We start from the raw sequence: 17220 nt of genomic DNA on the forward strand, positions 1-17220 counted from the left end.
GGCACCGGCCGGGGTCAGCCCGAGGTCAGGGCCGCACCGCCACCGGGCTCCGCCGCCTGGGCCCGGGCCCGGGCCGCACGAGCCGCCCGGGCTTCCTTCCGGCGCCGCCGGCGGCTGACACGCGGCTCTTGGTCCGGCAGCCAGCCGAAGGCGAGGCAGCTGCCGACCACGCCCAGGAGCAGGCCGACGAAGAAGCCGCCCAGGTTGGAGGTCAGCCAGGAGCCCAGCGAGACCAGCACCCCGATGACCGAGTAGAACAGGCGCTGGGTGGGGTTGGCGAGGATCAGCACCCCGCACAGCAGCATCACGGCGGGGAGCAGATAACCGGCCAGGCCCTGCATGCCGACATGCAGGACGACGTCCAGCGACGCCCTGAGGGTGAGCAGGATCTCCGTCCCGCCCAGGGCGAGCAGCAGCCCGCCCCAGAACGGACGGCCGGCCCGCCACCGGCGGAAGGCGGGCCGGAGCTTTCCGCGCGGGCCGCCGGGCATCAGCAACCCGACTCGCTGAAGCCGAGCTTGAGCCCGGGCAGCTTGAACACACCCGCGGTCGTCGCGTAGTTGGTCTGCCGCAGGTTGGCGATGTGCACGGTGTCGGACTGCTGGCTGAACACGCCCTTCGGTCCGCGGCCCTTCGGCCCCGCCTTGTCGAGGGTGCTCGCGTCGTTGCCGATCTCGATGTTGTTGAACGCGGCGTCCCCGGAGAGCTGCGTCGAGTCGGTCGTCAGATCGCTGGCGGTGACCTTCTGCGCGCCCTCGCCCGCCCGGATGATCAGGTTCGTGCCGCCCAGGTCCACGCTCTGGCACAGCTTGGTGAGCGTGGCGTTCTTGATCACGGAGGTGACGACCAGCACCTGGCCGCCGGTGTCGCCGGCGTTCGGGCTGCCCTCGGCCATCTCGTCCAGGCCGCCGAACTGGGCGAAGCCGGTGCCGTTCAGCTCGGTCGCGGTGACCGTGAACGGCATGCCCGAGATGGCGAACTGTACGCCCAGCGCCCCCTCGGCGGTGAGGATCGCGAGGCCCGCGGCGACCGCGGCGGCCGGAACCGCCATCACCGCGGCCCGGCGCGCCCGGACCCGCCCGCGGCGCGCGGGGGCGTCGCCGGTGTCCGGTGCGGCGGAGCCGTCCGGTCTGTCGGAGGTGTGCTCGGCGGAGTCGGTCATCTCTGCTCCCGGTGCTGTCGGTGCGGATCGGACATCGGTGGCACGTTGCCCTGGCGCGGACACCGACCGCGTGCGCACGGCTCCCCGCAACTCCCGGCGGTTGCAAGGGCTTTCTCGTTGCGCCGCGGTAGCCGAACAGGAAGTTACCGGCGGTTACATGAGCGGTCAAGGGAAGTGTGAACGAAGAGTGTCGATCATGTGACGCAGGTGAGCCACCGCACTCCGGAAACACTCACGCACCGCACAACTTGCTTGGTGTGCCTTGACGTTGACGGGCCGCCAGGTCTACAACTCTGCTCGTCCCACCGGATCCGTGGCGCCGGGTCCGGCTGCTCGGCACCGTCCGCGCGTCCCGGACCGCCCGTTCCGTACGGGCGTCTTGCCGCCCGGTGATCCAGAACGGGCTTTCCCTCGCCCGAGCCCCACTCCCTCGGCACGGCCGCTTCCGCTGACGCCGTGCCCGCAGCCACCCCCGCCCGGTCCCGGCCGGAGGCCTGTCCGTGCACGTCTCCGACCGGTCCCGGCCCGCCGTTGCCGGCCCGTCACGTACGGAGAAGGCGTGACGGGCGGGCGACGGCGGGCACCGAGCGGCTCCTCACCCCCGCTGACGAAAGAGGTACACCCGCATGCGTACGCGCACCTTCCTCAGCCTCACCGCCGCCGTGGCCGCCCTGGGTCTCGCCGCCCCCGCCTCGGCGGCCGACACCCCGGTCCTGACCACCGCCGACGGCGCGGCCGTCGCGGTCGGCGACGTGCTCGACGCGTCCCTCGCGAGCGGCACGGCCGCCACCTTCTACTCCAGCGCGACCGGCACCAGCGGCATCTCCTGCACCAAGTCGGCGTTCGCCGCCACCGTCACCGGCAACCCGGCCGCCCCCGGCGTCGCCACCGAGTCCCTGACCTCGCACAGCTTCGACGCCGGCAGCTGCACCACCAACGTCGTCGGCGTGCTCGGCGTCAGCGGCATCACCGTCGACAACCTGCCCTACTCCACCAGCGTGTCCTCCGGCGGCGCCGTCTCCGTGACCCCGGCCGCCGGCTCCACCGTCCAGTCCACGGTCAAGCTGCGCACGCTGCTCGGCACGGTCACCTGCGTCTACCGGGCCCCCGGCCTGACCGGCACGGCGAGCAACGCCGACCACAGCATCTCCTTCAGCAACCAGCAGTTCACCAAGGTGTCCGGCTCGTCGCTGTGCTTCGCCAACGCGTTCTTCACCGCCAAGTACGCCCCGGTGACGAAGGGCGGTGTCGCGGTCAACGTCAACTGACGGCACACGGCCGGCAGTTCAGCGCCGCCGCAGCCGTAGGGCCAGGGCGGCGCCGCCGGTGAGCACCAGCATCAGGGCGGCGCCGCCCGCCAGCACGGGCGTGTTCGGCCCGGCGGCGCGCTCCTGCACCCGCGGCGTCCCGGCGGGCCCGGGCCGCCGCGGAGCCTTCTCCTCCGTTACGCCCTCGCTCTGCGGAGCCTTCTCCTTCCGCGCCTCCGCTCGCGCCGGCTCCTCCTCCCGGGCCGGGAACACCACGTCGGAGCACGAGTAATAGGTGTCCGGCGTACTGCTGTTCCGCCACACCGTGTACAGCACGTGCCGCCCGGTGCGGTCGGACGGCAGCGTCACCTTCATGCGGTACGCGCCGTCCGTCAGCGCCGGGTCCGTCACCCGGGCGAACGGTTCGCGCGGCAGGGCCGACCAGGACAGCGGCCCGGCGGGGTCGTAGCCGGGCTTCGTCAGGTACATCCGGAACGTGCCGGTGTGCGGGATCGTCGACGCGTACCGCACCGTCAGCGTCGCGCCGGGCGTCACCCGCGTCGCCGGCCAGTCCGCGCGGGCCAGGTCCAGGCCCCGGTAGCCGGGCAGGCCCCCGCTGCACAGCCTGCCGTCCGGGACGACCTGCCGGTCCCGGCCGTTCACGTCCGCCAGCCGCAGGTTGTCCCAGGCCGCGAACGGCCCGCCGTTCGCCGCCACGGCGGCCCGGCACGCCGCCGAGCCCGCCCGGTCCCCGCCTGTCGGGGAGCAGGCCACGACCCGGCTCACCGGATCGGTCGGTGCCCCGTGCGCCCGCGCCGGGACCGCCGCCCACAGCGGCAGCAGCAGCGGGGTCACGAGGGCGGCCGCGAGCGCGGCGCGGCGGGTGGTCGTACGGGGCATGGGGCTGCGTCTCCTCGTGCCGGGGGCGGCGACGTCCGGTAGTGCAGTACGGGAAACCGGCCCGACGCGTTCACCTCGTCACCAGCCGTTCGAAAAGGGGCACATGGGCGGGCGGCGCTCGGCCATAGAGGGTGGGTTTCCGGCCGGATCGAGGGTTTCCCCCGTATCCCGATGACCTGCCCTTTGCCTATCGTTCCTGCACAGCCGACCCACAGGTAACCCCGAACGGGTCCGCTTCTGTCTCGCGCCTGGCCGGCCACCGCGTCGCTCCCGCTTTTCGAACGACCCCCCTCCGCTTCGACGACGAAGCGACTCCACCGCCGCTCCGCCCAGCCCGGAGTCCGGCCACGAAAGGCAGACTGTGCGTACCTCCCCAACGCTCAGACGGAAGCTGATATCCGTCGCCGCCGTCTCCGCCGCCCTGCTGACCGCCGCCCCCGCCGCGGTCGCCGTCGCCCAGGAGTCCGCCCCCACCCCGGCGGCCGTCCCCGCCGCCCAGACCGAGGCCGCCCCGGGCACCCCGGCCGAGCGGCTCATCGTCGGCTACAAGTCCGGTGCCACCGAGGCCGAGTCCAACAAGGCCGCCGCCGCCGACGCCGCGGCCAAGGCCGTGAAGACCGGCGAGGACGTCGACTTCCAGCGCCGCCTCGGCACCGGTGCCGCCCTCGTCGACCTGGGCACCGACCCCACCCGGGCCGCCGTCGCCGACGTCGTCGCCGCCTACCGGGCCGACCCGCAGGTCGCCTACGTCGTGCCGGACCGCCTGAACAAGCCCACGGCCGTCACCCCGAACGACACCGAGTACGCCAAGCAGTGGGACCTGTTCGAGTCCACCGCGGGCATGAACGTCCCGGCCGCCTGGGACACCACCACCGGCTCCGGCGTGACCGTCGCCGTCATCGACACCGGCTACGTCGCCCACTCCGACCTGGCCGCGAACATCGTCGGCGGCTACGACTTCATCTCCGACACCGCCGTCTCCGTCGACGGCAACGGCCGTGACAGCAACCCGGCCGACCCGGGCGACTGGTACAACGCGGGCGAGTGCGGCGCGGGCATCCCGGCCTCCACCTCCTCCTGGCACGGCACGCACGTGGCCGGCACCATCGCCGCCGCCACCAACAACGGCAAGGGCGTCGCCGGCATCGCCTACGGCGCGAAGATCTCCCCGGTCCGCGTCCTCGGCAAGTGCGGCGGCTACGACTCGGACATCATCGACGCCATCACCTGGGCGTCCGGCGGCACCGTCTCCGGCGTGCCCGCCAACACCAACGTCGCCAAGGTCATCAACATGAGCCTCGGCGGGGGCGGCGCCTGCTCCACCGCCACCCAGAGCGCCATCAACGGCGCCGTGAGCCGCGGCACCTCGGTCGTCGTCGCGGCCGGCAACGAGAACACCAACGCCTCCAGCTCGTCCCCGGCGAACTGCGGCAACGTCATCACCGTCGCCGCCACCAACCGCGCCGGCAGCCGCGCCTCGTACTCCAACTACGGCACGGTCGTCGACATCTCCGCCCCCGGCGGCGAGACCCGCACCACCACCGCCAACGGCATCCTCTCCACGCTGAACTCCGGCACGAAGACGCCGTCGACCGAGAACTACGCCTACTACCAGGGCACCAGCATGGCCACCCCGCACGTCGCGGGCCTCGCCGCCCTGATGAAGTCGGCCAACTCCGCCCTCACCCCGGCGCAGATCGAGTCGGCCATCAAGGCCAACGCCCGCCCCCTGCCCGGCACCTGCTCCGGCGGCTGCGGCGCCGGCCTCGCGGACGCCGCCAAGACGGTCCAGGCCGTCAAGGGCGGCACGTCCACCGGCACGACCTTCTCCAGCACCACCGCCGTCGCCATCCCGGACAACGGCGCCGCGATCGAGTCGCCGATCAGCGTCACGGGCCGCAGCGGCAACGCCCCGTCGTCCCTCCAGGTCGGTGTCGACATCACCCACACCTACCGCGGCGACCTCGTCATCGACCTGGTCGCGCCGGACGGCTCGACGTACCGTCTGAAGTCGGCCGCGTCGGACTCCGCCGACAACGTGAACACCACCTACACCGTGAACGCCTCCGGCGAGGTCGCCAACGGCACCTGGAAGCTGCGCGTCCAGGACACCGCGGCGCAGGACACGGGCACGCTGAACGGCTGGAAGCTGACCTTCTGATCCTTCCTCGGGAACGCTGAACGAGGCGGGCCGTGAACGGGCGGGCCGGCCGGTGCGGATGGGCACCGGCCGGCCCGCCTTCCTGTGCGGCCCCTGACCATTAGAAACCGAACCTGCTGTTTTCTTTGACCAGTTGCGCTGGTTTTGCCGGATGTGCGCCCGCACTCCGGCACACTGCTGTGATGAGCGCCGTCTGAGGGTGAGTTATCGTGTACGGGGGGTAAAAACAAACGGCATGACCCGTTCATTTCCGTCCCGGGAGAGTTCAGTCGATGGCGAGGCAGTTGCGAGCCGAACAGACCCGCTCGACGATCATCACGGCCGCCGCTGACCTGTTCGACCGTCGCGGCTACGAATCGACCAGTCTCAGCGACATCGTGGAACACGCCCACGTCACCAAGGGCGCCCTGTACTTCCACTTCGCCGCCAAGGAGGATCTTGCCCACGCGATCCTCGAACTCCAGTCGCACACCGCCCGGCGGCTCGCGGCCGAGACCGACCAGCGCGGTTACACCTCCCTGGAGGCGCTGATGCGCCTCACGTTCGGCATCACCCGCATGTCCGTCGAGGACCCGGTCCTGCGGGCCGGACTGCGGCTCGCGACCGGCGGGATCCGTCCCCGGCCGCCCCTGAGCCACCCGTTCACGGAGTGGCTGGACATCGTCACGGCCCGGCTGGTCGGCGCCGTCAAGGAGTCCGACGTCCACCCCGACATCGACATCGACGTCGTCGCCCACTCCCTGGTCTGCTTCTTCGTCGGCACCCGGGTCGTGGGCCGCTCCCGCGAACCGGTCGCACGCCAGCCCCGCCGCACCGCGGAGATGTGGAACATACTCATCCGCGGCCTGGTCCCGGTGACCCGCCGCGCCCGCTACCTGAGCCTGGCGGCCCGTCTGGAACGGGAGATCGTCCCGGTGTGACCGGGGCGCCGCGCTCGGCGGCCGGCGCGGCGCACCCGCGCGTTACGGTGAGCCCCATGCCCGACACCCCCACCGCGCCCCTGCTCCTCGGCAACCGGCCGGGCTCGTTCCCGCACAGCGTGCTCGCCGAACGGCATCCCGCCATCATCCAGCAGGTCCGCGAGGCCTTCCCCTACGAACCGGCACAGCACCGCGCGCTCGACGCGCTGCTGGCCAACTGCACCGAGGGCACGATCGAGCCCCTCCCCGCCGACGCGCACGACCGGGAGAACTGGGATGCCTGGGGGCTGCCCGCCCACACCGGCCGCTCCTGGTTCGACGTGCCGTGGCTCTGGTCCGAGAGCTTCTTCTACCGCCGGCTGCTGGAGGCCGTCGGCTACTTCGGCCCCGGACCCTGGCAGGGCATCGACCCCTTCCGCCCCGCCAAACTGGCCGAACTGGACTCCCCGGGGACCGACGAGGAACTGGCCGCCCTCGACGACCTGGCCGGCCGGCCCGCCGAGGAACGGGCGCGGGCGCTGCTGCACGGCTCTCTCTGGGGCAACCGCGCCGACCTAGGCTTCCGTCTCTCCGCCGAGGGCGCCCGGGATTCGCGGGCCGTGCCCGCTCTGGTGGCCGACGACAGCGACCGGCTGTGGTCCCTGCTGGACACCGCCCGCCCGGGCACGCTCTGCCTGGTCGCCGACAACGCCGGCCGCGAACTCGTCCCCGACCTGCTGCTGATCGCCCACCTCCTGGCCGACGGGCGCGTCGAACGGGCGGTCCTGCACGTCAAGCCCTGCCCCTACTACGTCTCCGACGCCACCACCGCCGACGTCGTCGACGCCCTGCGCCGCCTGACCGGGGCCGGCGGAGCGGCCGCCGCGTACGGGCGGACGCTGTGGTCGGCCCTTTCCGACGGCCGGCTCGCCCTGCGGGCCCATCCCTTCTCCAGCGCCCCGCTGGCGTACGCGGAGATGCCCGGCGACCTGCGTGCCGAGTTCGCCGCGGCCACGCTCACGATCGTCAAGGGCGACCTCAACTACCGCCGCCTGGTGGGCGACCGGCTCTGGGACCCGACCACGCCGTTCACGGACGTGACCGCGTACTTCCCCGGCCCGGTCGCCGCCCTGCGCACCCTGAAGTCCGACGTGATCACCGGCCTCGACGCGCGCACCGAGGCCGCCCTGGACGCCGCGGAGGGCGGGCGCTGGCGCACGGCCGGCACCCACGCGCTGATCCAGGCCCGGGACGTCCGGGACGTCTGACAGCGGCGCGTGGGGCGGGGGCGCACCGTGGGGCGGGACGCACGCGGCCGGCGCCACAACGCGCGGGCCCGGCGGCCGTGTTCGCCACGGATTCACGCGATGGTGTGATCATGTGCGGCCTCGCGGATGCCGCCGTGAGGCGCCGGGTAGGGCCCGGCCATGACGCAGCCGTTCACACTCCCGCACTTCTACATGCCGCACCCCGCGCGGCTGAACCCCCATGTCGACGCGGCCCGGGCGCACTCGACGGAGTGGGCGCGCGAGATGGGCATGCTGGAGGGATCCGGCGTCTGGGAGCGAGCCGACCTCGACGCGCACGACTACGGCCTGCTCTGCGCCTACACCCACCCCGACTGCGACGGCCCCGCCCTCTCCCTCATCACCGACTGGTACGTGTGGGTCTTCTTCTTCGACGATCACTTCCTGGAGATGTACAAGCGCAGCCAGGACCGCGCCGCCGGCAAGGCGCATCTGGACCGGCTGCCCCTGTTCATGCCGCTGGACCTCGCGACCCCCGTACCGGACCCGGAGAACCCGGTCGAGGCGGGCCTCGCCGACCTGTGGGCGCGTACGGTGCCCGCCATGTCCGAGGACTGGCGCCGCCGCTTCGCCGTGGCCACCGAGCACCTGCTGAACGAGTCGATGTGGGAGCTGTCCAACATCAACGAGGGGCGGATCGCGAACCCCGTCGAGTACATCGAGATGCGCCGCAAGGTCGGCGGCGCACCCTGGTCGGCGGGGCTCGTCGAGTACGCCACCGCCGAAGTCCCCGCCTCCGTCGCCGGATCCAGGCCGCTCAGGGTGCTGATGGAGACGTTCTCCGACGCCGTCCACCTGCGCAACGACCTGTTCTCGTACCAGCGCGAGGTCGAGGAGGAGGGCGAGAACAGCAACGGTGTGCTCGTCCTGGAGACCTTCTTCGGCTGCACCACCCAGGAGGCCGCCGACACCGTCAACGACATCCTCACCTCCCGGCTCCACCAGTTCGAGCACACGGCGTTCACCGAAGTGCCCGCGCTGGCCCTGGAGAGGGGCCTGGGGCCGGACGAGGTCGCGGCCGTGGCGGCGTACACCAAGGGCCTGCAGGACTGGCAGTCCGGCGGCCACGAGTGGCACCTGCGCTCCAGCCGCTACATGAACGACAACGCCGTGCGCGGGGGCAGTCCCCGGCCGGGGTGCAGCGGCATGGGCACCTCCGCCGCCGACGTGCGCGCCCTGCTCGCCGCGACCGGCACGGTGGGGGCACCGCCCGCGCCTGCCGGGCAGTGGGGGAGGCTGCGCTCCTACACGCACGTGCCGTACCAGAAGGTCGGGCCGTCGCGGATCCCCGACATCCGGATGCCGTTCCCGCTGGAGCTCAGCCCGTACCTCGACCGTTCCCGGCGGAACCTGACCGACTGGGTGAACCGGATGGGCATCCTCGCCGAGGGCGTCTGGGACGCGGACAAGCTCAGGGCCTACGACCTGCCGCTCTGCGCCGCGGGCCTCGACCCGGACGCCACCCCGCAGGCCCTCGACCTCAGCTCGCAGTGGCTCGCCTGGGGCACCTACGGCGACGACTACTACCCGCTGGTCTACGGCCACCGCCGCGACCTGGCCGCCGCCCGGCTGACCACGGCCCGGCTGTCCGACTGCATGCCGGTCGACGGTGCCGAGCCGCCGGTCCCGGTCAACGCCATGGAACGCAGTCTGATCGACCTGTGGCAGCGCACCACCGCGGACATGACGCCCGAGGCGCGGCGCACCCTCAAGGCCGCCATCGACGCCATGACCGAGAGCTGGGTGTGGGAGCTGTCCAACCAGCTCCAGAACCGCATCCCCGACCCGGTCGACTATCTGGAGATGCGCCGGGCCACCTTCGGCTCCGACCTCACCCTGAGCCTGTGCCGGCTGGGGCACGGCCCGGCCATCCCGCCCGAGGTCTACCGCAGCGGCCCGGTCCGGTCGCTGGAGAACGCCGCGATGGACTTCGCGTGCCTGCTCAACGACGTCTTCTCGTACCAGAAGGAGATCGAGTTCGAGGGCGAGATCCACAACGCGATCCTCGTCGTGCAGAACTTCTTCAACTGCAACTACCCCACCGGCCTCGGCATCGTGCACGACCTGATGAGCCAGCGCATGCGGCAGTTCGAGCACGTCGTCGAGCACGAACTGCCCATCCTCTACGACGACTTCCGGCTCAGCCGGGAGGCGCGTGCCGCCATGGGGACCTATGTGGCGGACCTGCGGAACTGGCTGTCCGGCATCCTGAACTGGCACCGCCAGGTGGACCGTTACAAGGACGAGTGGCTCTCCCGGCGCGCCCACGGCTTCCTCCCCGGCCGGCTGCCGGCCGTGCCCGTGCCCGCCCTCGACTGAGGCGGCGTTTCCAGCCAAACTATCCCGGAACGGGACATGACGGAACCCCCGGCGGCACGTCGGGGGTCTTCCCGGGTGCAAGGGAGGCCGCGCCGGTCAGTCTCACTCGTTCGTGGCTCGTGGGCCGCCGACGGGCCGGGTAGAGCACCTGCCGAGATCGTTCCGGCGTCCGCCGGAGCCGATCGGCACCACCCGGAGGCGAGCCATGGAACAGACCGCGCTGCGACCCAAGCCGATGCCGGGGCGGGAACCCGAGCCGTCGCCGGCCGCGGGGTCCGGGCCGCCGCGGCGGCGCCCGCACGCCGCCCGGCGGCGCGGGCGGCGGCTGCTCAACGTACTGCTGGCCGGGTTCGCCGGTGCCGTCCTGGTGCTGTCCGGGATCGGCCTGGGGGCGATGGGCGCCACGGTGGCCGGCCAGGGCGGGGTGCTCGACCCGCGCGGGCGGCACACGCCCCCGCCCGCGCGACCCTCGTCGGCCACCGCCGCTTCCGCGCACGCGCCCGCCGCCGTGACCCTCGGTGTGCAGGTCATGGACGCGCGCAGGCCCGGGGCCGTGGTCGTCGGACTCCACGTGCCCGGACCGGCGCAGCAGGCGGGCCTGGTGCGCGGCGACGTCCTGCTGAACTTCGGCACGACCCGCATCGACACGGCCGCCGACCTGGCGCGAGCCGTCGCCCGGGCCCGCCCGGGGCGGGAGGTGAAGCTGACGGTGCGGCATCGTGGCGGCGGCTACGAGCAGGTGACGGTCGTACCGGCCCTCGTCACGTGAACCACGGGAAAGGCGGGCCCGGGCGGGATGTCGCGGTACGGGGCGTCGCCGTCGCGCTGCGACGAGATGCGCATCGTCGATGTGCGCGCCGGCACGGTCGTACGGCCCCTCGCCCGAGCGGCTGACGGCGTAGCCGCGCACAACACCAGGTCCGATGACCGAGCAGCGCGCTGCCGTCGGGCGTGAGGCTCGGGGGGAAAGCCCGCAGACGGCTCGCGCCGCCCCCTCCGGCCGGGCAGGATGCTGCCCGTAGCCCCTTCGTCCGTCCTGGGAGGCCCGGATGACCGCAAGCACGGCCGCGTCCTTCACCGCCGACGACTACCGGGCCCGCATGGAGCGCGCCGCGCGGACCGCCGCGGAGGCCGGACTCGCGGGCCTGCTCGTCGCCCCCGGGCCGGATCTGGTGTGGCTCACCGGATACACGCCCCCGGCCGTCACCGAGCGGCTCACCCTGCTGGTCCTGGCCGCCGGGCAGGACCCCGTCCTCGTCGTCCCCGCGCTGGAGGCCCCGGACGCGCTCGAAGCCGCCGGCGCGCCCGCCCTGACCCTGCGCGACTGGACCGACGGCAAGGACCCCTACGCCGCCACCGCCGCGCTCCTCGGCCCGGCGGGCCGGTTCGGCATCAGCGACAACGCCTGGGCGCTGCACCTGCTGGCGCTCGGGCGGGCCCTGCCGGGCAGCTCCTTCGCCTCGCTCACCGAGGCCCTGCCGATGCTGCGCGCCGTCAAGGACGCGGCCGAACTGGAACTCATGGCGGCCGCGGGGGCCGCGGCCGACGCCGCGTTCGAGGAGATCCGCGACGTCCCCTTCGCCGGACGCCGGGAGTCCGAGGTGGCCGCGGACCTCGACCGGCTGCTGCGCCGGCACGGCCACGAGCAGGTCGACTTCACCATCGTCGCCTCGGGCCCGAACGGCGCCAACCCCCACCACGAGGCGGGCGACCGGGTCATCGCGCGCGGCGACATGGTCGTCCTCGACTTCGGCGGCCTCAGGAACGGCTACGGCTCCGACACCTCCCGCACGGTCCACGTCGGCGCGCCCACCGACGAGGAGCGCCGGGTCCACGACGTGGTGCGCGCGGCCCAGGAGGCCGGCTTCCGCGCGGTGCGGCCGGGGGCCGCCTGCCAGGACGTCGACCGGGCCGCCCGCGCCGTCATCGCCGACGCCGGGTACGGCGAGTACTTCATCCACCGCACCGGCCACGGCATCGGCGTCACCACCCACGAGCCGCCCTACATGATCGAGGGCGAGGAGCAGCCCCTCGTGCCCGGCATGTGCTTCTCCGTGGAACCCGGCATCTACCTGCCCGGCCGGTTCGGCGTGCGCATCGAGGACATCGTCACCGTCACCGAGGACGGCGGGCGTCGCCTGAACGGCACCACCCGCGAGCTGGTCATAGTGGAGTGAGGCCACCGATGTCCCCCGCACGCCTCACGAACGGCAACGGCGCGACCATGACCCAGGCACCCACCCCCACCGCGGACACCGTCCGCCGGCTGGTCCTCTCCCTGCTGAAGGACGGCAGGGAGGGAAAGGCGGGCACACGGGACGAGCGCGGCGGGGGCACCGCGCGGAACGGCGGCCCCGACATCCGGCCCGCCACCGAGGGCGCCGAACCCACCACCTGGTGGGTCGGCACGCGCCACGTGCTGCGCCTCGCCGCCGACCGCGAGGCCACCGTGCGCCGGCGCCGCGAACTGCGCCTGCGCGACCTCGTCCGCCCGCACGTCCCGGTCGCGGTCCCGGCCAGCGTCGCGCACGGCGAATGGGCCCCCGGGCTGGTCTACACGCTGGACACCAGGCTGCCCGGCGGGTCGGGCGAACGGCACGACGTGTCCGCCGTCGGCGAGGCCGACCTCGCCGGGCTGCTCACCGGCCTGCGCGAGGTGCCGGTGAAGCAGGCCGAGACCCTCGGTGCGCCGCGCGCCGCGCCCCGCTCCCTGGAATCGCTGCGCCGGGCCGCCGTACGCGCCGCCGGGCGCCTGGACGAGGCCGACGAGTTCGACGCCGCCCGGCTGCACCAGCTCACCCCGCCGGCCGCGGCCCAGCTGGCCGCCCAGCCCGGTTCGGCGGTCCTCACCCACCGCGCCCTGACGGCGGGGCACCTGGTGGTCGGCGCGGACGGGCGGGTGCGCGGCGTCCTCGGCTGGTCCGCTGCGGTGGTCGGCGACCCGGCCGAGGACATCGCGGGCCTCGCGCTCGCCGTCGGCGCGCCCGCCGCCGTGCGCGCCGCCACCCTCGCCGGCTACGGGGCCCGCCCCTGCCTGCGCGGCCTGTGGCTCGCCCGCTGCGACGCCGTCGTCGACCTCGCCGGGGCCCTCACCACCCAGGACACCACCCTGCCGCGCACCCGGCTGCGTCACGCCTGGGAGCCGATCCTGCTGGAACGGCTGACGGACCCGGGCGCCACGGACGACGCCCTGTGACCCGCCCCGGGTGACTCACTCCTGCAGCAGCACCACGCCCGACTCGCCGGGCAGCCGCACCACCCCGTCCGCCCCGGGCGTCCGAACCGGCTCCCACGCGGCCAGCACGCGGGCGTGGGGCACCCCGAGCGGCAGCTCGGCCGGCTCCGGGGCCAGGTTCACCGCCACGAGGACGTCCCCGCGCCGGAAGGCGAGCCAGCGCCGCTCCTCGTCGTAGGCCACCTTCGTGTCGGCGAGGTCCGGATCGGTCAGGTCGGGCTGCTCGCGGCGCAGGGCGAGGAGCCGGCGGTACCAGTCCAGCATGCGCGCGTGGGGCTCGCGTTCCGGCTCGGACCAGTCCAGGCAGGAGCGGTCCCGGGTCGCCGGGTCCTGCGGGTCGGGCACGTCCTCCTCCTTCCATCCGTGCGCGGCGAACTCCCGCCGCCTGCCCCGGCGTACGGCGTCCGCCAGCTCCGGGTCGGTGTGGTCGGTGAAGAACTGCCAGGGCGTGCCCGCGGCCCACTCCTCGCCCATGAAGAGCATCGGCGTGAACGGCGCCGTCAGCACCAGCGTGGCCGCACAGGCCAGCAGCCCGGGGGAGAGCAGGGCCGAAAGGCGGTCCCCCTGGGCGCGGTTGCCGACCTGGTCGTGGGTCTGGCTGTAGCCGAGCAGCCGGTGCCCGGCCACCCGCGTGCGGTCCAGGGGGCGCCCGTGGTGGCGTGCGCGGAAACTGGAGTACGAGCCGTCGTGGAAGTAACCGCCGCCGAGGGTCTTGGCGAGCCCGCCGAGGGAGGCCCGCGCGAAGTCGGCGTAGTAGCCCTGCGCCTCGCCGGTCAGGACGGTGTGCAGGGCGTGGTGGAAGTCGTCGTTCCACTGTGCGTGCAGCCCGAGGCCCCCCTCGGCGCGGGCGGTGATGAGCCGCGGGTCGTTCAGATCCGACTCGGCGACCAGGAACAGCGGCCGCTCCACCTCGCCGGCCAGGGCGTCCACGGCCGCCGACAGCTCCTCGAGGAAGTGCAGCGCGCGCGTGTCCACCAGCGCGTGCACCGCGTCCAGCCGCAGCCCGTCCAGCCGGTAGTCCCGCAGCCACGCGAGCGCGCTGCCGATCAGGAACGCGCGCACCTCGTCCGAGCCGGGCGCGTCCAGGTTGACCGCGGCGCCCCAGGGCGTGTGGTGGGTGTCCGTGAGGTACGGCCCGAAGACGGGCAGGTAGTTGCCGGACGGGCCGAAGTGGTTGTGCACCACGTCGAGCACCACGCCCAGGCCGAGTTCGTGGGCCCGGTCGACGAAGCGTTTCAGCGCCTCGGGCCCGCCGTACGGCTCGTGCACCGCCCACAGGGAGACGCCCTCGTAGCCCCAGCCGTGGGTGCCGGGGAAGGGGGTGAGCGGCATCAGTTCCACGTGCGTGACGCCCAGTTCGGCGAGATGGCCGAGCCGCTCGGCGGCCGCGTCCAGGGTGCCCTCGGGCGTGTACGTCCCCACGTGCAGTTCGTACAGCACCGCCCCGGGCAGCGGACGCCCGCGCCAGGGCACGCGCCACGTGTAGCGCTCGTGCTCGACGACGGCGCTCAGCCCGTCCGGGCCGTCCGGCTGACGGCGCGAGCGCGGATCGGGCAGCACCGGCCCGTCGTCCAGCGCGAAGCCGTACCGGGACCCCTCGCGCGCCTCCGCCTCGCCCCACCACCATCCCGCCCGTTCCGGATCGCGCTCCAACGCGCGCGTGACGCCGTCGCACTGGAGCGTCACTCGGCCGGCCTGCGGTGCCCACACCTCGAACTGCACGGACGGTTCCCCTTCGTCTGCTCACCGTGATGTAGCCCGTCCATGGTGCGTCAAACGAGATCAATCCGCTGGTGCATCGACCCTTTTGCGGCGGGTCTCACCGGGTACGCGCGCGTGGCGGGCCTTTTCCGGATTCCTGGACAGCCCGGCCGCGCTGCCCGACAATCACGAGCGTGACGTCGTCCTTCGAGTTCAACACGTACCCCGCGCGGCTCTCCGACGCGGAGCGCGACAGGGCGCTGCGGGTGCTGCGTGACGGCGTCGCCATGGGCCGCCTGTCCCACGACACGTTCATCCGCCGCATGGAACTGGCGCTCGTCGCGCGCCGCCCGGACGAGCTCGCGGTGCTCACCGCCGACCTGCCCACGGAGAACAGGTTCGCCCGCCTGCTGTTCGGCTCCGTCGAGGCGGTCTCCGGATTCACCGTGCGGCTGCGCCGGGCCTGGCAGGCCGAGCGGCTGCCCAAGCTGTTGCTGCCGCACCCGGCGCACGGCCATCCGCTGCGCATAGGACGCGACCCCGCCAGCGGGCTGCGCCTCAACCACGAGACGGTCTCCCGCGTCCACGCCGAACTGCGCCACCAGGGCGGCCTGTGGGTCCTGCGCGACCTCGGCTCCACCAACGGCACGACGGTGAACGGACGGCGGGTCGTCGGCGCTGCCGTCGTCCGCGAGGGCGACCAGGTGGGCTTCGGGCACGTGCTGTTCCGGCTGTCCGCCACCTGACCGAAAACCGCGCCACCTCCGAGCCCTGGCCTTGGGTTGACCGGCCGTCGATCCTTCCGGAATGGCCGCAACCCTGTTGCGGACCGCGGTGTTGACGTGCCCCCGAAGTCGTGACTGACTGTGCGTACGCCATGTACTCCTGGTGAACCGACGGCTCCGCATCGGAGGTGTGCCCTGCCACCCCTCCCGCGCTACCCGACCGTCGACGAACTGGGCGCCCGGGCCGCCGCACTCGTCGCCCGCCATCCGCGCGACGCCCGGCTGCGCCGGGTCGGAACGTCCCGCGCGGGCACGCCCCTGTGGCTGCTGTCCGTCGGCCACGGCGAGCGCCAGGCCCTCGTGGTCGCCGGACCCCACGCCAACGAACCCGTGGGCGGGGCCACCGTGCTGCGCCTGGCCGAGCGGACCCTGGCCGACCCGCGGCTCACCGAGGGCGCCGACGCCACCTGGAACCTGCTGCTCAGCCTCGACCCGGACGGCCTGCGCCGCAACGAGGGCTGGCTCACCGGCCCCTACACCCTCGGCCGGTACTTCCGGAACTTCTTCCGGCCCGGCTTCCTGGAGCAGCCCGAATGGCTGCCCGACGGCGCGGCCGCCGCCGCCCTGCCGGAGACCCGCGCCCTCCTCGACGTCCAGGACGAACTGCGGCCGTTCCTCCAGTGCTCCCTGCACGGCGTCGACATCGGCGGCGGCTTCGTCGAGCTCACCCACGACCTGCCCGGCCTGGACCGGCGCCTGGCCCACATCGCCGCCCGGCTCGGCATCCCCCGCGAACTCGGCGCCTACGACGCGCTGTACTGGCCCGGTCTCGGGCCCGCCGTCTACCGCATCCCGCCGCCGCGCCGGGCCGATCTGGCCGCCGCCATCACGGAGGCCGCCGTCGAGTCGACGTGGTTCCACCCGTACCGGCACGGCACCGTCACCGCGGTCGTCGAGTCGCCCATGTGGGGCGTGGCGGCCGTGTCGGACGCGGCCCCGCCCGGGGACCGGGACGCGGTGCTGCGGGCCGTCAGCCGCAGGCTGCGCCACGACACGGGCCTCCTGCGGCACCTGCTGGCCCGGATCCGGCCGCACCTGGCCGGAGCGCGCGACGCGGCGCCCCTGCTGGCCCCGGTCGACGACTATTTACTGGTCTGCCCCGGTCTGGCCGACGCCTGGGACCCCGACACCGGCACCGGCGCGGCCCACTCCCTGCCCTCCCTCAGCACCGCCCACCTGGCGGCCCTGCGCATCTCCGGACGGCGACTGGCCCTGCGCACCGCCGGGCTGCTCCACCAGCTGGTACGGACCGCCGGCCACGATCCGGCCGGGGCGCTGCCGGAGCTGGACCGGCTGATCGACGCGTGGTGCGCCGACTACCGCGACGGCTGCGGGGCACGCTGGATCCCGGTCGCCCGGCAGGCGGAGTACCAGGCACGGGTGGTGCTGTCGGCGTTCGAACTCGCCGGGCGGCTCCCGCGCGCGGACATGGGGCCCGGCCCGGGGGAGGGCGGGTTGGCGGTCCGGGGCGGCGGTGCCGACACGGCGGGGATGGCGCCCTGAC

General features: G+C 73.7%; 14 protein-coding genes. 10 read left to right on the top strand and 4 right to left on the bottom strand.

The window, feature by feature from the left end; genetic code table 11:
* Nucleotides 1–14 precede the first annotated feature (14 nt).
* Together ABTZ58_RS01245 and ABTZ58_RS01250 are read right to left on the bottom strand one after the other, a co-directional pair.
* Nucleotides 15–491 (bottom strand): DUF6114 domain-containing protein, encoded by a 477-nt coding sequence (locus tag ABTZ58_RS01245; RefSeq protein ID WP_351349003.1) that lies wholly within the window; start codon nucleotides 489–491, stop codon nucleotides 15–17.
* Nucleotides 491–1162, bottom strand: a complete 672-nt coding sequence (locus ABTZ58_RS01250; protein ID WP_351349006.1) for a DUF6230 family protein — start codon at nucleotides 1160–1162, stop codon at nucleotides 491–493. The genes ABTZ58_RS01245 and ABTZ58_RS01250 overlap by 1 nt, the downstream gene beginning before the upstream one ends.
* Before the next feature lie 626 nt (nucleotides 1163–1788).
* Between ABTZ58_RS01250 and ABTZ58_RS01255 the strand changes: the two genes are divergently transcribed.
* Nucleotides 1789–2430, top strand: coding sequence for a Tat pathway signal sequence domain protein (locus ABTZ58_RS01255; protein WP_351349009.1), 642 nt, complete (start codon nucleotides 1789–1791; stop codon nucleotides 2428–2430).
* 18 nt (nucleotides 2431–2448) lie between these two features.
* Here ABTZ58_RS01255 and ABTZ58_RS01260 read toward each other — a convergent pair whose 3' ends face one another.
* Nucleotides 2449–3309: a lytic polysaccharide monooxygenase gene (locus ABTZ58_RS01260; RefSeq protein WP_351349012.1), complete on the bottom strand. Its 861-nt coding sequence runs from the start codon at nucleotides 3307–3309 to the stop codon at nucleotides 2449–2451.
* Nucleotides 3310–3670: 361 nt separating this feature from the next.
* Here ABTZ58_RS01260 and ABTZ58_RS01265 point away from each other — a divergent pair, with 361 nt between their 5' ends.
* The 7 genes from ABTZ58_RS01265 (at nucleotide 3671) to ABTZ58_RS01295 (ending at nucleotide 13191) form a co-directional block, all read left to right on the top strand.
* Nucleotides 3671–5470 carry a S8 family peptidase gene (locus ABTZ58_RS01265; RefSeq protein WP_351349015.1) on the top strand — a complete coding sequence of 600 codons (1800 nt, stop codon included), beginning with the start codon at nucleotides 3671–3673 and terminating at the stop codon, nucleotides 5468–5470.
* Between the two features lie 272 nt (nucleotides 5471–5742).
* The gene (locus ABTZ58_RS01270; protein WP_351349018.1) at nucleotides 5743–6390 is read left to right on the top strand and encodes a ScbR family autoregulator-binding transcription factor; all 648 of its coding nucleotides are present in this window, start codon (nucleotides 5743–5745) and stop codon (nucleotides 6388–6390) included.
* 56 nt (nucleotides 6391–6446) lie between these two features.
* Nucleotides 6447–7637 (top strand): damage-control phosphatase ARMT1 family protein, encoded by a 1191-nt coding sequence (locus tag ABTZ58_RS01275; RefSeq protein WP_351349021.1) that lies wholly within the window; start codon nucleotides 6447–6449, stop codon nucleotides 7635–7637.
* A 159-nt stretch (nucleotides 7638–7796) separates the two neighbouring features.
* The gene (gene cyc2, locus ABTZ58_RS01280) at nucleotides 7797–9995 is read left to right on the top strand and encodes a germacradienol/geosmin synthase Cyc2 (RefSeq protein ID WP_351349024.1); all 2199 of its coding nucleotides are present in this window, start codon (nucleotides 7797–7799) and stop codon (nucleotides 9993–9995) included.
* Nucleotides 9996–10200: 205 nt separating this feature from the next.
* On the top strand, nucleotides 10201–10764 hold the full coding sequence (locus tag ABTZ58_RS01285; RefSeq protein ID WP_351349026.1) for a PDZ domain-containing protein: 564 nt from the start codon (nucleotides 10201–10203) through the stop codon (nucleotides 10762–10764).
* A gap of 280 nt (nucleotides 10765–11044) precedes the next feature.
* A complete protein-coding gene (locus ABTZ58_RS01290) occupies nucleotides 11045–12172 on the top strand; it encodes an aminopeptidase P family protein (RefSeq protein ID WP_351349029.1) in 1128 nt (375 codons plus the stop codon).
* 47 nt (nucleotides 12173–12219) lie between these two features.
* Nucleotides 12220–13191: an aminoglycoside phosphotransferase family protein gene (locus tag ABTZ58_RS01295; RefSeq protein WP_351349583.1), complete on the top strand. Its 972-nt coding sequence runs from the start codon at nucleotides 12220–12222 to the stop codon at nucleotides 13189–13191.
* 15 nt (nucleotides 13192–13206) lie between these two features.
* On the opposite strand, the gene treZ is transcribed toward ABTZ58_RS01295, so the two are convergent.
* Nucleotides 13207–14952 (bottom strand): malto-oligosyltrehalose trehalohydrolase, encoded by a 1746-nt coding sequence (gene treZ / locus ABTZ58_RS01300; RefSeq protein ID WP_351349032.1) that lies wholly within the window; start codon nucleotides 14950–14952, stop codon nucleotides 13207–13209.
* 173 nt (nucleotides 14953–15125) lie between these two features.
* On the opposite strand from treZ, the gene ABTZ58_RS01305 reads away from it, so the two are divergent.
* Nucleotides 15126–15677: an FHA domain-containing protein gene (locus ABTZ58_RS01305; RefSeq protein ID WP_351349034.1), complete on the top strand. Its 552-nt coding sequence runs from the start codon at nucleotides 15126–15128 to the stop codon at nucleotides 15675–15677.
* 120 nt (nucleotides 15678–15797) lie between these two features.
* Complete coding sequence (locus tag ABTZ58_RS01310; protein WP_502995982.1) at nucleotides 15798–17219, top strand: M14 family zinc carboxypeptidase; 1422 nt, start codon at nucleotides 15798–15800, stop codon at nucleotides 17217–17219.
* The last annotated feature ends 1 nt before the right edge of the window (nucleotide 17220 follow it).

Source organism: Streptomyces sp. NPDC094143 (assembly GCF_040303825.1).
Taxonomy (GTDB): domain Bacteria; phylum Actinomycetota; class Actinomycetes; order Streptomycetales; family Streptomycetaceae; genus Streptomyces.

Bases quoted from the DNA above. Each gene is read 5' to 3' on its own strand.
- ABTZ58_RS01245 (WP_351349003.1), bottom strand. From the start codon at position 491: ATGCCCGGCGGCCCGCGCGGAAAGCTCCGGCCCGCCTTCCGCCGGTGG.
- ABTZ58_RS01250 (WP_351349006.1), bottom strand. From the start codon at position 1,162: ATGACCGACTCCGCCGAGCACACCTCCGACAGACCGGACGGCTCCGCC.
- ABTZ58_RS01255 (WP_351349009.1), top strand. From the start codon at position 1,789: ATGCGTACGCGCACCTTCCTCAGCCTCACCGCCGCCGTGGCCGCCCTG.
- ABTZ58_RS01260 (WP_351349012.1), bottom strand. From the start codon at position 3,309: ATGCCCCGTACGACCACCCGCCGCGCCGCGCTCGCGGCCGCCCTCGTG.
- ABTZ58_RS01270 (WP_351349018.1), top strand. From the start codon at position 5,743: ATGGCGAGGCAGTTGCGAGCCGAACAGACCCGCTCGACGATCATCACG.
- ABTZ58_RS01275 (WP_351349021.1), top strand. From the start codon at position 6,447: ATGCCCGACACCCCCACCGCGCCCCTGCTCCTCGGCAACCGGCCGGGC.
- cyc2 (WP_351349024.1), top strand. From the start codon at position 7,797: ATGACGCAGCCGTTCACACTCCCGCACTTCTACATGCCGCACCCCGCG.
- ABTZ58_RS01285 (WP_351349026.1), top strand. From the start codon at position 10,201: ATGGAACAGACCGCGCTGCGACCCAAGCCGATGCCGGGGCGGGAACCC.
- ABTZ58_RS01290 (WP_351349029.1), top strand. From the start codon at position 11,045: ATGACCGCAAGCACGGCCGCGTCCTTCACCGCCGACGACTACCGGGCC.
- ABTZ58_RS01295 (WP_351349583.1), top strand. From the start codon at position 12,220: ATGACCCAGGCACCCACCCCCACCGCGGACACCGTCCGCCGGCTGGTC.